Origin of the sequence: Merdimonas faecis (assembly GCF_001754075.1) — a bacterium.
GTDB classification, from domain to species: Bacteria; Bacillota; Clostridia; order Lachnospirales; family Lachnospiraceae; genus Merdimonas; species Merdimonas faecis.
In genome coordinates, this window is record NZ_MIEH01000017.1 from 61,921 (window position 1) to 74,387 (window position 12,467).

Sequence of the window (12,467 nt, forward strand, 5' to 3'; positions counted from 1 at the left end):
CAGACAAGGGACTTATGAGAAAAGATTATTTAAAAAGGGAACAAGTATTAAAGGATTTGACGCTAGTTGTAGATAAGCTGTCGAGAATAAAACGAGGTGCAACGTTTGCATTAGATGGAAGTTGGGGAAGCGGAAAAAGTTTTTTACTTGACATGTTCGAAGAAACTATTGCTAAAACCCAGGATGAAAATAGTTACGATAATAGATTCTTTATCGTTAAATATGACTGCTGGAAATATAATTTTTATTCGGAACCAGTTATTGCAATTTTATCGGCAGTTCGTGAACAAGTTGAAGAAGAACTGAAAATGTTTCCGGATTTAAGAGATAATGAAGTGATAGTCGGTGCATTAAATCAATTAAAGACATATCTTGGAGAATATGGTGGAAAAATACTTGAGAACAAATGGGGGTTTGATCCAATTAAAATATACAATAGTATTAGAGAGAATGGAAGCGAAATAAAAATGGATTCAAATAAGGAAGATACATTTTATTCCTTTAAACAATTATTAGAATCTATACGTATACAATTAAAGAAAATCGCAGAGAGTAAGACGATAGTTTTTATTGTTGATGATTTAGATCGATGTTTGCCTGAATATGCATTATCCGTCCTTGAAAGATTGCATCACATTTTTTCTGATATTCCTAATTTTGTAACTTTAATAGCAATGGATAGAAAGCAATTAAAAAAAGTTGTTAAACATGCTTATGGAAACAATTTTAATGTGGATGCTTATTTGAGAAAAATTATTGACTTTTATTTTGTAATAGATAATGGTGAATTGACGGAACACTATTTAGAAAAATATAAGGAGTATATCAATAAATTCTCTTATGATCAAGATGAAGATTTTGAGTGGGCAGAAAGAATAGTAACGGCAGCATTAAAAGATACTACTGTACGGGAACAAGAAAAAATGTTTTTAAGAGCTGAACTAATTCATGAAATGGCTACAGATAGTAATTTGGATGTATCCAGTATGGTTTTTGAAATATTATCTTTATGCTTCGATTCATGGATCGCTATGAAACAGTTTATAATAGAGTTTGAAGATGATAGAATAGTCTGTCCTCCATCAATTGTTAGCTTTAATGGGAAAAAATACAGAAGTTTAAATGCTAATATTTCGAGTAAAGTTTTATGGTTTGGCGAAAATGTTTTTGAAGGAGATGAAGTGCATCAAGCATATTGTGGAGAATTCTATTTTCGAGATTATGCGTGTTTTCAAGATGTTGTAGAAAAAATGAAGCTCTTTTTTCGCTTACAGAACGTCATTTGTATTTGACCAGATTTAGGATAAATAAATGGAGTCTATTTACTAATACGAAGTAGACGGTATAGCTTTTATTGTAAAAAGAAAAGCAGAGAATATGTTTAAACTAAGAAAAGGAAAGAACGGGGAGGATAAATGTATAAAGCTATTATCCTACAATAGACCTTCAAAAACAGCTTTTTAATTAGAATAGCCTATAGTACAGTTCTGTCGGTTATTTGACCAGAGTTTAGTTAAGGAAAATTTTTTTGGAAAAATAGAGGGCTTGAAAATCTCAAACCCTCAGTGTATAATCTGAGTAGAAAGGTATTCAGATGCAAGATCTGATGCCCTCAATTAAATGAAATGTATCAAAAGGTGATAGCATCTCCAAACTTTAGGCGGTATGGGATGCTATCTCTTTTTGTCGTTATGATGATCTATGTAAGTCAAAGCCGCGAAGATTACAAGTACTAATGTCATTACTTCCATGGCATCCATCGGCATCACCCTCCTTTGTAGATTAGAGGGCGCTAAGAAATCGCATCCGTTTTTCTCCCAGATTATACCAGACAAATATATCATAGCCGGCCGCTGATAGCAATAAGATCAGGGTCTAAGAGGATACCCTATTTTGTCACCCTATCAGTAGATAAGTCTGCAAAAACGCACTTTTTGAGTAATAAAAGTTTTGTATCCTATATATTAATTTAAGGTGGACATGGAGAAATATGAGAGTGCATGTTATAATCAGTGGCAAGGAAGATGTAGGAGGCATCAGATGATTAAAGATTGGAATTTCTGGTTATCTGTTATAACATTAGTTTTAACTATGGTAACGGCAATTACAGCAGTTATTGCTGTCAAACAGACGAAAAAGCAGATTGAGTTAAGTAATAAACAGCATCTTTTTGATCTTCGGATAGAGAATTACCTAGTGGCGAAAGGTTTGGTCGAGCAATATAAGAACTGTAAAAGTTTGTGGGAAAGAGAAAAAAGAAATGAAGTTATTTGGGCATCAGAGTCTATTTTTTTCTTCTTGACAAATAATACCTTTTTAGAGGAAATTCAAGGGATGACAGCAGAGAAGGCATTTGCTAATCCTCTACAAAAGGAATTTTTAAAGAAAAAGGAAAATATCAAAGAGATATCTACAACAATAAAACTTATTTTCACTGGTGAAAATGCTCAGAAGGTGGCGGAATTTGTATATTTATTTCAGGAACTTTTGTATGCCTTGTACCGGTATCAGATAATACGGGAAAAAATGCAGGAGTATTCGGATCTGTTTCATGTAACTCTGGAAGAAGCACAAAGGAAGATATCTGAACAGAAACACAGAGATAGAGTCTGGGAAGTAATTGATGATTTGGATGCTTTATTTGTAGAGATAGAGTCAAATGATATACTGAGAGCATTGGAAGAGCAAATTAAGCTCACTTAAATGAAAAAGTAGAGTGCAGGAAGGCTGAAGCCTCCTGCACTATTTTTAGAGGTTCTGACGGATGATTCGTGTAATGATTCCCAGCGCTACGTTCCGTTCCGTGTCTATATGGGTGACAACAAAGGAAACTTCATCTTTTTTTCCTGGGGTCCGGGAGTCATAACAGGAATGGGCGATGGCATTGACACCGATTGACAGCCGGACGAACACGGTTCCTTTGTGGATATCTTCAATCGTACCGGCGTATTTCCCCTGGACTTTGCAAAGTGCCATGTTTGCTTTGCTGGTATCGCCCTCCACGCTTTTAACGTCCGCCCGGACGGTAAGGTGTTCAGGATCTTTTGCGTTAATATCTAGGATACGGACCAGGATATGGTCACCGACCCTGAACCGCTCCCTGGCGTCACCAAGCCAGTCGAAAGATAGATCCCTGGCGGGGATAGAGGTTTCCACGCCAAATATTTCTGTACGCACCACTTTTTCGGAAACGGAAATAACACGTGCTTGAACGATTCGATTCGGATAGACTTTCGGAGTTCCGGAGGAATCCTGATCGAAATAGAAAATTTGCCGTTTTTTGAGCATGGCATCCTTTCTGCTTGCGACAATGCTGCGCTCTTTCGTGTCCAATCCTTTAATCAGGAAGTCGATCTCGCAGCCAAGCATGGTGTTGACGATTTTATTCTGCCGTAGAGACAGTTCCCCGTAATTGTGTGTCTCATCTTCAACCAGGTTGATCATCATTTCTGTCATGGGGATAACAACACGGAAATTTTTGTAGTAAACGATTGTGATGGTAGACCCGCCCTCCAGGCGCTCAATGCCACCTAACGTTCCGGTTAAGATTCTGCGCGTCCGATAGGCGTTGGTGATCTCGTGCCAGGTCAGGTCCTCCTTTGATTTCTGAGTTTCAATCGTATCGTTATCCAAAGCTAAAATATTGTTCAGTTCTGTTGGCATAGTTTGTCCTTTCTTTATGCGTTACGACATAATGGAATCCTTATCTACGGGTGTCAAATAAATATCCGCCTCAGAGAGCAGATCGTCAAATGCTGGCTCTTTAGAGGAATGAGAGGCCAGCTCCTGCCGGTCCATTTTCGCTGAAGATGGAGAATCTGGCAGTTTCTTTTTCCTGCCAGAGCGTTTGGGCGTTGGAACTACCGGTGTATAGTCGGTTTCCTCAGACTGTGTTAGCGTCGGGCGATTTTCGCCATTCAGAGTCGGATTAAAAACGCCAATCTCAGTCAATTTAAAATCGCCAATGCATCATGTATGTTATTAACAGTTACGCATTTTTATACTCCGTATGTTTTGCGATACCAGCCTCAAGACCAAGTGTTTCCAGCTTGCGTCCCCGGTAACTGTCACCTTTGATCATAAATACAGTGGCGTCATCAAAAACCCGGTCTAAAGAACAAAGCAGCGTATCATCTTCGCTGAAATATTCGCCCCACTGGTTTGGTGTTTTGTTGCTGGTAAAAATCATGGTGCTGGGACCATCTTTATTATAGCGGCGGTCAATCACATCAAAGAACATACGGGTGTTCTCTTTATCGAACACACACCTGCCAATCTCATCAATGATCAGGCAGGAAGGCTTTACCAGCCCGTTGATGACAGCCCCCTCCCGGCCGTGTTTCCTTGCATCCGTCAACTTTTGGTTGAGTTCGCTTGCCCTTAAGAAATAAGTCTTATATCCTTTCAGGCAGCATTCCCGCCCAAAAGCCATGGCCAGATGAGTTTTGCCTACACCCTGCGGACCAATAAATGCCAGATTTTTTCCTGCATACAGAGCGGACAGAGAAGAGAGGTTCTTCAGTGACTGCACATGCTTTCCATGGAGCCGGCTGAAATCAAATCTTTCAAAGGTTTTCGGCTCATTCATAGGAAGCTTACTCAGTTTTAGCATTGTGTGGACCATAGAGTCGTATTTTTTCTGCTCCAGGTATTCAAAAACTCCGCAGACTGCCTCCAGAGCTTCCGGCGTAAGTTCTTTTTCATCGGCATAGCTGGCCAGTTCTGCTGTATAAAGATCGATCTTCAGTGCCTTTGCACTGGACTGGATTCTTTCAAGTATTGATTCATTCATCCCACAGGCCCTCCTCAAAGTTGAATTTTTCAAATCCGGAGTGCTGTTTGGGTGGCTCTATCTGAAAGATCCGGGTTTTGACTGGCATTGATGGGACTTCTTCCGGCTGTTCTGTCACATACTGATCCCGGCAGAAACTGTCTCTTCTCATCCAGGTAACATCATGGGTGGTCAGGACTTTGCTGAGATCGGATGCGTAGATATAGAGGGTAAAGGAATCTCTCCGGATTCTGCAGGTCTTCTGGGTGTACCAGTACGGGACGCCGAAGCGCCGCCCTTCATAATGGACAAATCCATCGAAAGAAATTTTTCTTTCCGGACAGAGATAGAAAGCAAGTGCCTGTGTTTTTGTTAATACGGAAGCAACAGCCATGCAGTCTTCCTGATGCTTTTCACAGGGGATACAGTCCACTGCTTTATGGTATATGCTGTTCTGGCGTTTGCACCATCCGATGGCTTCCAGATTTAATTCGGTAATCGTGCCAAAAACTCTGCCAGCAAGGAAGTTATCTTTTACGAAGCGGATCAGGCGCTCCACCTTCCCTTTGGTGAAAGGATGCCTTGGTTTACAGAGCTTCGTCTGGAAACCGATCGTTTCCATGAACACTTTATAATCTTTCTGCCAGATAGGATGTCCCTCTGGATCACGCCGGATCACGACACTTTTCATGTTGTCTGTCAGTATATAGTGCGGGATTCCCATATAAGTAAAAGCATGGATCATCCCTATAAAAAGATTTTCCTGTCTGGCATTGGGGAAGAATTCGATGTATCTTTCCCCGCAATGATGGCAGATCATAGCAAAACATGCGACCTTATAGGAAGCATCGGTATTTGTATCTACCTGGACAAAGCCCCAGTCCATCTGATAGGATTCCCCAGGGGAAGTTTGATATCTGCGTCCCCGGTTTCCCTGAGGGGCAACGAGCTGACGCTTGGGCGGAACAAGATCCCGGTGATCAGCGATATAAGTTTTTACGGTTGTTAACCCACCGGTATATCCAGCTTCCTGCAGCCGCTCAAAGCATACAGAAGAATTCGTGACGCCTTTTCGGAGCAGTCCGTCAATAATGCCGCTATATCCGGTCAGAACCGTAGCTGTTGCTTTTTGTCCTGTCCTCCCATGTGGCGTAACAATAAAGTTATTTTCTTTTAAGTGCCTTAGCCTGGATCTGCTGAGCCCGGTTCGGCGTTCCAGTTCTGCAAGATTAATTTTGGCAAGGTTGAAATTTTCGCCTTGTTCCTGCTTTATTTCGTTGATTGCTTGTGTTATGATTTTTTGTAAGTCATTACATGTAGCATCTTCGTGCATAAATCCTCCTTTTCTGATGCATTGGCTTATCATCAGTATAAGAGGATGAAGACCTGTATGTAATGGCTTTTTTAATTTGACTAGGATTGGCTATTTTAGCCTGACACTAGATGGTTATTTTAACCCGACGCTAATAACTGCAGCTCCCGCCATTTGGGAATGTGGCTGGAGGCTTTCCGTTTTACGAGCTTTTTTGCTTCCGGATGGCGGGTGTAATCAAATTTCTGGGCCTTCAGTACTTTTTGGCCGCGCAGGATGATTAATTCGTCATCCAGGGATAGCCGCAATACTTCATCTGGTGTTAATACAGGGCGTTTCCCGATAGATTCGGTGCGGCGATATTCCGGGGTATAATCAGAAATCCGCCAGGTATTAAGTTGTTTTGCCTCGGATGAGACATTAACAGAAGCAATCCCCGTACGTTCTGAGATAAATGCAGCCGTAACTGGATCCGTACAGCCCAAAAAGACGGTAGAATCACAGTTTCCTAAGATTTCCTGCCAGGCATTGAACGGATAACGGTTTTGCATCTGCGGCAAATTTTGAAAAATACAGCTGATACTGATCCGTCGGCTTCGGATGACGGAAATCTTTGTCGGTAGATCGAGGATGGTACCAGAGGCAGCGCCGAGCTCATCGGCAAGGATGTGGACTGGTACGGGAAGCTGACCGTTTTCCCCGTGGAGATCCGCAAAGCGCACCAGCTTAATAAAAACGAAAGACAGGAAAAGTGAGGACAGGAAATCAAAACTATGATCCTGATCGCTTACGATACAAAAATAAGCGCACTTTTTCTGGCCGGGGAGCGTAAGATCAATCTCATCATACGAGGTGATTTGCCGGATCGCTTTGGTCTGGAAGATCTGGAGTCGTGATCCAAGGCCGATGATCACGCCGCTTCGCACGGTTTCCGATGCCTGTTTGTAAATACAGTAGGGTACTTTTGCTGGATGACTAACCGGGAGCAGGTCAAACAGGGCATTTAATTCCTTATCGGAACTCATAGTAAGAAGTTTATATACCTGGCCGATATTCCGGGATTCGGGAGGAAAGCTTTGTTCCACATACAAGATGAGGGCCTTTAGAAGGTTGAGTTCTGCCGTATCCCAGAAACGGTCCCCTTTGCCGGTCCCGGTATTCTGGATGATGATATCTGCAAAAATCTGTGCCATTGTTTCGGAACCATCAATTTCCATCAGACAATTCCAACTATCAGAGTTTTCCGGGCTTACCAAATTGAAGACCTTTACGGTATAACCGTTATTTTCCAGATACACGGCCAGATCTTCGTACAGTTCGGATTTGGGATCGGTGCATATCAGGCTTTCTCCTCGAGCAACGCATTGAAAAGCTGCATTTCTGACATAAGCTCTGGATTTCATCGACCCGGATGCACCATAGACGGCGACATTTTTATTCATCCTTGTGTTTTCTGGCAGGCAGACGGCCCGGTTACCGATTCTTCCAAGAATCAGGCCCTTCGTATGTGCTACATTATCAACAAGTTCCAGTACCTGGTGCATCTCCTGTGGCGTCATAAAGCCGGAGGTGCCATAGGTCCCCTTATTGGAATAGTTCAGATTCCTTTCCCTGTCTGACACGCCTCCGTTTCTGTCAAGGCCCATCCGCATGAGAAAAAAGGCCAGTAGAGCGAAAGCCGCCAGGCAAATACAGAGCCCATACAAGCCATATGGCAGGTCCGTTACCGCGGAGAAACACTCTTTTGTGGCGAGTGAGGGAAAAGGAGGGCTCGTACCGTCGCCTGCGAAATGTCCATTCCGTTCCCAGAATTGATAGTTGCGTAAAAACTGTGCAATATATCCGCCGGCATAAAGTGTGCAGCCTATAATCGGCAAGAGCACAATGGATTTCCACCATTTACGTTTCATGTAAAAAACTCCTTTTAAATTTCAGAAAATCAATACTGGAATACTGCAGATCTTCTCCCAGGAAGGCCCTCAGCACCGGAAGCTGAAAGTCGAAAGCGATGAGAACACCGCGATGGCCAAACAGCTTTAAGGCAGTATTGAATTTGTTGATACGTAACATGTCAAAATCATACGCAAACAGCACCATATCTTTTTCCGGGGTAAGGGCATCATGTTCAGTGGGCATATGTGGATCCGGTGCCAGTAAGTCGGTAATGAGCAGTTGGTTTAATCGGTTTTGCAAGTTCGGGTTACAAAGAATCTGCAGCAACACTTCCCCTTCCGGAGTGTTTGGCACGTAATGGAAGTGGTCATAGGAAGTGTCCAATGAGAAGAACGCTTTCTTGTGGCCGCCCGTGCTGGTCAACAGCCGGTATGCCATGGCCATATCCCGCCCCAGCATGATTGCGCGGATCTTTGGGATACCAGGATAGGGATTCCCGGATAAATACTGCGTTAAAAAAGCGTTGACGCGAATTTCTGTCCGGTATTCCCATTTCATCAGAGTATCCCCGGTATTATAAAGCGAATAGGTGCAGTCGGATGAAAGAAGAACACCCATGCACCGGGAATTACGGATTTTTGTTGTATCATCTCCCAAGCGTTTGATTTCTCTAGCGGAATAGAATAGCGGGTAGCTTCGCGAGGACCAGATACCGGCCCTTTGATCCGGTAGGAACAGCTCCGGCTTCTCATCAGGGAAAACAGGGATTCCCGCATAGAGCAGCGTAAGGTATCCTTCTGCCCTGAGATGGAGACGGAGGCGCCGGCTCTTTTCTGATCGGACTTGATTGGTGTCGGTATTCCCGGTCAGATACGGGGCGAACCGCTCGGGAGATTCCTGTAAAAGATACTCCTTGGACCGTTTTGTAAGACGGTATCCCCTAAGTTTATCCCGGTAGTGAACCCGCAGCAGCTTTTCTGATTTGAGCTGAGTAATTATTTTTTCCGCATAGGAGGAACTCGGGATAAGCCGATATAGCTGACCTGCAGGGAACTCCCCGCAAAGAGCCGTCAGCTCCAAAAGATGATAACGTGCTGAGTCCTTTAAAATAAGCATCACTCCTAAAAAAATACCCATCAGACTCCCGACTTGGGTAAATCTGGCGGGCGGATAGTAGGCGACGAAACAGAGAATATCGTGGTTTTCTGTAATCCTTACCCATGTCGGGAAAAAAACGGCGGAAATCAGGAAATTTCCGATAGGTCAGAAACCTGGTCTTTTCTGCTCCGAAGCCATGCGGGGAATAGGGATTTCTCCATGATGTTGATCAAGGTGTAGTCCTCATCCCCTAAGTTGGTGGTATGGTAAGAGTCGCAGTAAATCCCACTGTCATCCTTTAGGACAAAAGGGGATATAGTATCCAGGATTTGTTTAAATTCCATGTTGTCATAATCCCGGATGCGTCGGAGCGGAAGTTTTCGGTCATATACCTGGATAAAGCATACGACGCAGTCGGTGAAAACCGGGATCGGATGTTCTGCCAGGTAGGATTTGATCCCGCAGTACAAGGGATCATTAATGTAACCAATATTTGCGCGTGTTTTCCGTTTGGGAAGCAGTCCGGGCAACCGGATGATTAGAAGGTTGCCGTCTGTACGAAACTGGATTCCCTGTGCTTTTACAGCTCGATCCATATATTCCGGCTTCGGAAGGACAGCTGTAGTAAAAATAATATTCCGCAGCTGACATGCCAGGTGTTCCGCTCTTAGAGCTGCGTCGGTACTGAGTGCTTCGTAATTGGCCGGATATTTCCGGATATCCGTCATTTTCATTGCGAAAATGGTGTTTTTCAGCTTATCCATTCCATCCTCAATGGTTTCGATACGCTGTAGAAGTTCTGTGGTGTCTATGAGTCATCTCCTCCTTTCTGGTAATAGTTGACTGTTCCATCCAGTGCGACTACACAGTAGGCAAGTACATGGGGAATATGGAGTTTTCGTGTCTGATCCGGAGTCGAGACAATGACCAACCGTTTGACGTCGGTTGTCTGTTTTTCGAGCAATCGGTTAAAGAGAATTTCTTTGCCCTCCGGAACATAGATGATTTCATATTCCGCTTCGCAGGAGAAGAAATTAATCGCAACGGGAAATTCTCCGCAGGTATGATAAACGACAGTCTTTTTAAAATCCAGCATAACCCAGTAAGCAGCGATCATTCCCTCATCTGCTTTTTCAGCAGCCCCCGGGCAATCCAAGAGCAGATTTTTGTCAGGATCGTAATAGATACGCCCCTGTTTCAACAGATTTCGGATCAGACGTTTCATCGAATCCTGTTTCTTGTAGAAGCTGCGGATGACCTGTTCATAAGTGAGCGCATGGTAAGTGGTGATGATGCGTAAGAGGGAAGCCCCTTCTTGTCTATAGATTTCTTCTCGTGTTTTCATCGTAAATTCTCCTTTGCCTTCGTTTATACGTGTAGATATACGTGGTTTACACGTAAGAATTTATACGTTCAGTTTACGTACAAGTTTGTGTGTAGGGCAGTGTTCCTTGAAATATCAGTGGTTTACGGGTACAAAAAAAGCACCGTCTACGGGTGCTGAAAAAATGTGAAAACTATAAGCATGATAATTGTAGCACTGCTGGATTTCCAATTCAATCGCATTGTTGTGCCAATGTACTGCCAGTTTGCAGCGTTTCCGTTTCCGGGAAAAACTGCTCCAGCAGATGAATGGTTTCATTGGCGGTAAACCCCCATAAGATTGTGCTGAGTGCTTCTATGGCAGCATGTCGTCTGCGGTAAAAGGTACGATAAGAGAGCCGGTCGATATGCGGCGCAAGTCGGTCCAGGATTTCATCCGTGTTTTGCAGTTCCTGCGGGGAGAGGAAGGAATAGTAGAGAATCCAGTAGTATTGTTCCCCGTATTTATGGTTGCACCGCAACAGATCTACCGCAGAATCAAGGAGTTTGAGCATTTTATTGCTTTTCTCAATACTCTTTGCACGTTCTTCGATATCCGTGCCGCTTAAATCGGCTCCTGCTGAGTAGATCGAATCAAGGAAACGATCTATGGAGGATCCGTAATCAAGCTGAAATTGCGTCTCAAGTTGATGTACCACCACTTTTAGGCTATATGTGGCATCGCGATAGTGTTTTAAAAACTGATAGGTATTATGGTATCTTGGGTCTTCCTTTGGGGAGATATGATTTTTCATTGTTCTAGGCATGAGCATAGCCTCCTTTCAAATTCACAGTGGGTATTTGGGTAAATAGAGTGGGCGGATCTTCCTTTGGGGACAGGGATAATTCAAATCGATAGGCCGTGTTTCCATAAGGACAGATAATTTCAAGACTGTATATACTGTTTAGTCTTCCTCCGCTGTCTGATAACCGAGATAATTGGTAGCGGGCTCTTTTGCACTGACAGCAGGGGAGCCCTTGTGTTTGCAGGAGATTTGCCAGTTTTTCGATGACGTAATGAAGTACCGGTTTTGGAACGCTATCCGTTTCATCTGAAATGCTGATCTGTTCTGCGATATCTGGTTCTGAAACGCTGTCAGGGTCATCCGGTATCTGAATGGGAAGGCTTAAGGCAAGCGCAACCTCTTCTTTGTCGATGAGAACATCGCTGACGGAAAACATAGTAGATAGATAGTTGTTTAAGTAGATAATGCTGCCGTGTGAGCCGGAAAAAGGAATCAATGTGAGCAGATCCAAGGCATCCATTTTTTTCAGGATACGGCAGACTGTTGCCCGGGACCGACCCCAGCGTTCTGAAAGTTCTGTATAATTTGTCACCGGATTTCCGGTATGGTTTCGAAAGTATACGACCGGTCCCAGGTCAGATCCCTGTACGTGGATGTCGTTGTAGATGGCGTGGATCCAGAGATCCAACAAGATGTCCATTTCGGAACATTTACCTATACTGATCAACTCATAGACTTTTGTGATTGGAAAAAAGAAAAATCCGGTGTCCTTTTGACAAGGGTAACTATATCCGAGAATCGTATTTTCCGTTTTCCAGTCCAGGATTGAGAACTTGACCAGTCGATTCTTGCCAAGAAGAGTATAAGAAACATAATGTTGCTCTTCGAGAAATTGCAACACAGAGATTACCTGGTGATGAAAGCGGAAACGAAATGCTTCCTGTAATTCTGAGATGGGACAGATCCATTCACCGGCCTGAAGAGTATATGACATGCCTTCCAGTCTTCGGCGGGACATCCGGTAATTCGCATATGAGCAAAGCACGATGTAATAAAAAAGATAGGAGCCTCCGTTAGTACGGATGTTCCTATCTTCCATAAGATTTCGGATAAATGACCGGTAGATCCGGCAACGTGGATAATCCACGATTTGTTTTATTTCTAATTGGTATTGCATATAATTTGATCCTCCAGCTTAATTGTAATTAAGATATTAAATTTTCTAAACAACGTAGACGAAAGGTAAGTTATAGGATATAATGAATTAAATTTCTAAGGCACAGCT

Annotated in this window: 10 protein-coding genes and 1 pseudogene; 2 read left to right on the plus strand and 9 right to left on the minus strand. The window is 43.2% G+C overall.

The window, feature by feature from the left end:
- Positions 1–14: 14 nt before the first annotated feature.
- Together BKD12_RS08270 and BKD12_RS08275 are read left to right on the plus strand one after the other, a co-directional pair.
- Positions 15–1,292, plus strand: a complete 1,278-nt coding sequence (locus tag BKD12_RS08270; RefSeq protein WP_070088852.1) for a KAP family P-loop NTPase fold protein — start codon at positions 15–17, stop codon at positions 1,290–1,292.
- Between the two features lie 748 nt (positions 1,293–2,040).
- Positions 2,041–2,703 carry a hypothetical protein gene (locus tag BKD12_RS08275; RefSeq protein ID WP_070088853.1) on the plus strand — a complete coding sequence of 221 codons (663 nt, stop codon included), beginning with the start codon at positions 2,041–2,043 and terminating at the stop codon, positions 2,701–2,703.
- Between the two features lie 45 nt (positions 2,704–2,748).
- Here the strand turns inward: BKD12_RS08275 and BKD12_RS08280 are convergent, their stop codons facing one another.
- From BKD12_RS08280 to BKD12_RS08320, 9 genes and pseudogenes are all read right to left on the minus strand, one after another.
- On the minus strand, positions 2,749–3,663 hold the full coding sequence (locus tag BKD12_RS08280) for a S1 RNA-binding domain-containing protein (RefSeq protein ID WP_070088854.1): 915 nt from the start codon (positions 3,661–3,663) through the stop codon (positions 2,749–2,751).
- Between the two features lie 325 nt (positions 3,664–3,988).
- The gene (locus BKD12_RS08285; RefSeq protein WP_070088855.1) at positions 3,989–4,792 is read right to left on the minus strand and encodes an ATP-binding protein; all 804 of its coding nucleotides are present in this window, start codon (positions 4,790–4,792) and stop codon (positions 3,989–3,991) included.
- Positions 4,785–6,104 (minus strand): IS21 family transposase, encoded by a 1,320-nt coding sequence (istA, locus tag BKD12_RS08290; protein WP_070088856.1) that lies wholly within the window; start codon positions 6,102–6,104, stop codon positions 4,785–4,787. The genes BKD12_RS08285 and istA overlap by 8 nt, the downstream gene beginning before the upstream one ends.
- Before the next feature lie 143 nt (positions 6,105–6,247).
- Positions 6,248–7,993, minus strand: a pseudogene (locus BKD12_RS08295) (VirD4-like conjugal transfer protein, CD1115 family); the annotation flags it as partial.
- The gene (locus BKD12_RS08300) at positions 7,983–9,113 is read right to left on the minus strand and encodes a hypothetical protein (protein WP_242872742.1); all 1,131 of its coding nucleotides are present in this window, start codon (positions 9,111–9,113) and stop codon (positions 7,983–7,985) included. The pseudogene BKD12_RS08295 and the gene BKD12_RS08300, both read right to left, overlap by 11 nt.
- Before the next feature lie 107 nt (positions 9,114–9,220).
- Positions 9,221–9,886, minus strand: a complete 666-nt coding sequence (locus tag BKD12_RS08305; protein ID WP_070088857.1) for a DUF6100 family protein — start codon at positions 9,884–9,886, stop codon at positions 9,221–9,223.
- A complete protein-coding gene (locus tag BKD12_RS08310) occupies positions 9,883–10,419 on the minus strand; it encodes a DUF5697 family protein (RefSeq protein ID WP_070088858.1) in 537 nt (178 codons plus the stop codon). The genes BKD12_RS08305 and BKD12_RS08310 overlap by 4 nt, the downstream gene beginning before the upstream one ends.
- A gap of 211 nt (positions 10,420–10,630) precedes the next feature.
- Positions 10,631–11,203, minus strand: a complete 573-nt coding sequence (locus tag BKD12_RS08315) for a hypothetical protein (RefSeq protein ID WP_070088859.1) — start codon at positions 11,201–11,203, stop codon at positions 10,631–10,633.
- Entirely contained in the window at positions 11,196–12,359 is a 1,164-nt protein-coding gene (locus tag BKD12_RS08320; protein WP_070088860.1) for a MarR family transcriptional regulator, read from the minus strand. The genes BKD12_RS08315 and BKD12_RS08320 overlap by 8 nt, the downstream gene beginning before the upstream one ends.
- Positions 12,360–12,467: the final 108 nt, after the last annotated feature.

Bases quoted from the DNA above. Each gene is read 5' to 3' on its own strand.
- BKD12_RS08270 (WP_070088852.1), top strand. From the start codon at position 15: ATGAGAAAAGATTATTTAAAAAGGGAACAAGTATTAAAGGATTTGACG.
- BKD12_RS08275 (WP_070088853.1), top strand. From the start codon at position 2,041: ATGATTAAAGATTGGAATTTCTGGTTATCTGTTATAACATTAGTTTTA.
- BKD12_RS08300 (WP_242872742.1), bottom strand. From the start codon at position 9,113: ATGGGTATTTTTTTAGGAGTGATGCTTATTTTAAAGGACTCAGCACGT.
- BKD12_RS08285 (WP_070088855.1), bottom strand. From the start codon at position 4,792: ATGAATGAATCAATACTTGAAAGAATCCAGTCCAGTGCAAAGGCACTG.
- BKD12_RS08315 (WP_070088859.1), bottom strand. From the start codon at position 11,203: ATGCCTAGAACAATGAAAAATCATATCTCCCCAAAGGAAGACCCAAGA.
- BKD12_RS08280 (WP_070088854.1), bottom strand. From the start codon at position 3,663: ATGCCAACAGAACTGAACAATATTTTAGCTTTGGATAACGATACGATT.
- istA (WP_070088856.1), bottom strand. From the start codon at position 6,104: ATGCACGAAGATGCTACATGTAATGACTTACAAAAAATCATAACACAA.
- BKD12_RS08320 (WP_070088860.1), bottom strand. From the start codon at position 12,359: ATGCAATACCAATTAGAAATAAAACAAATCGTGGATTATCCACGTTGC.
- BKD12_RS08310 (WP_070088858.1), bottom strand. From the start codon at position 10,419: ATGAAAACACGAGAAGAAATCTATAGACAAGAAGGGGCTTCCCTCTTA.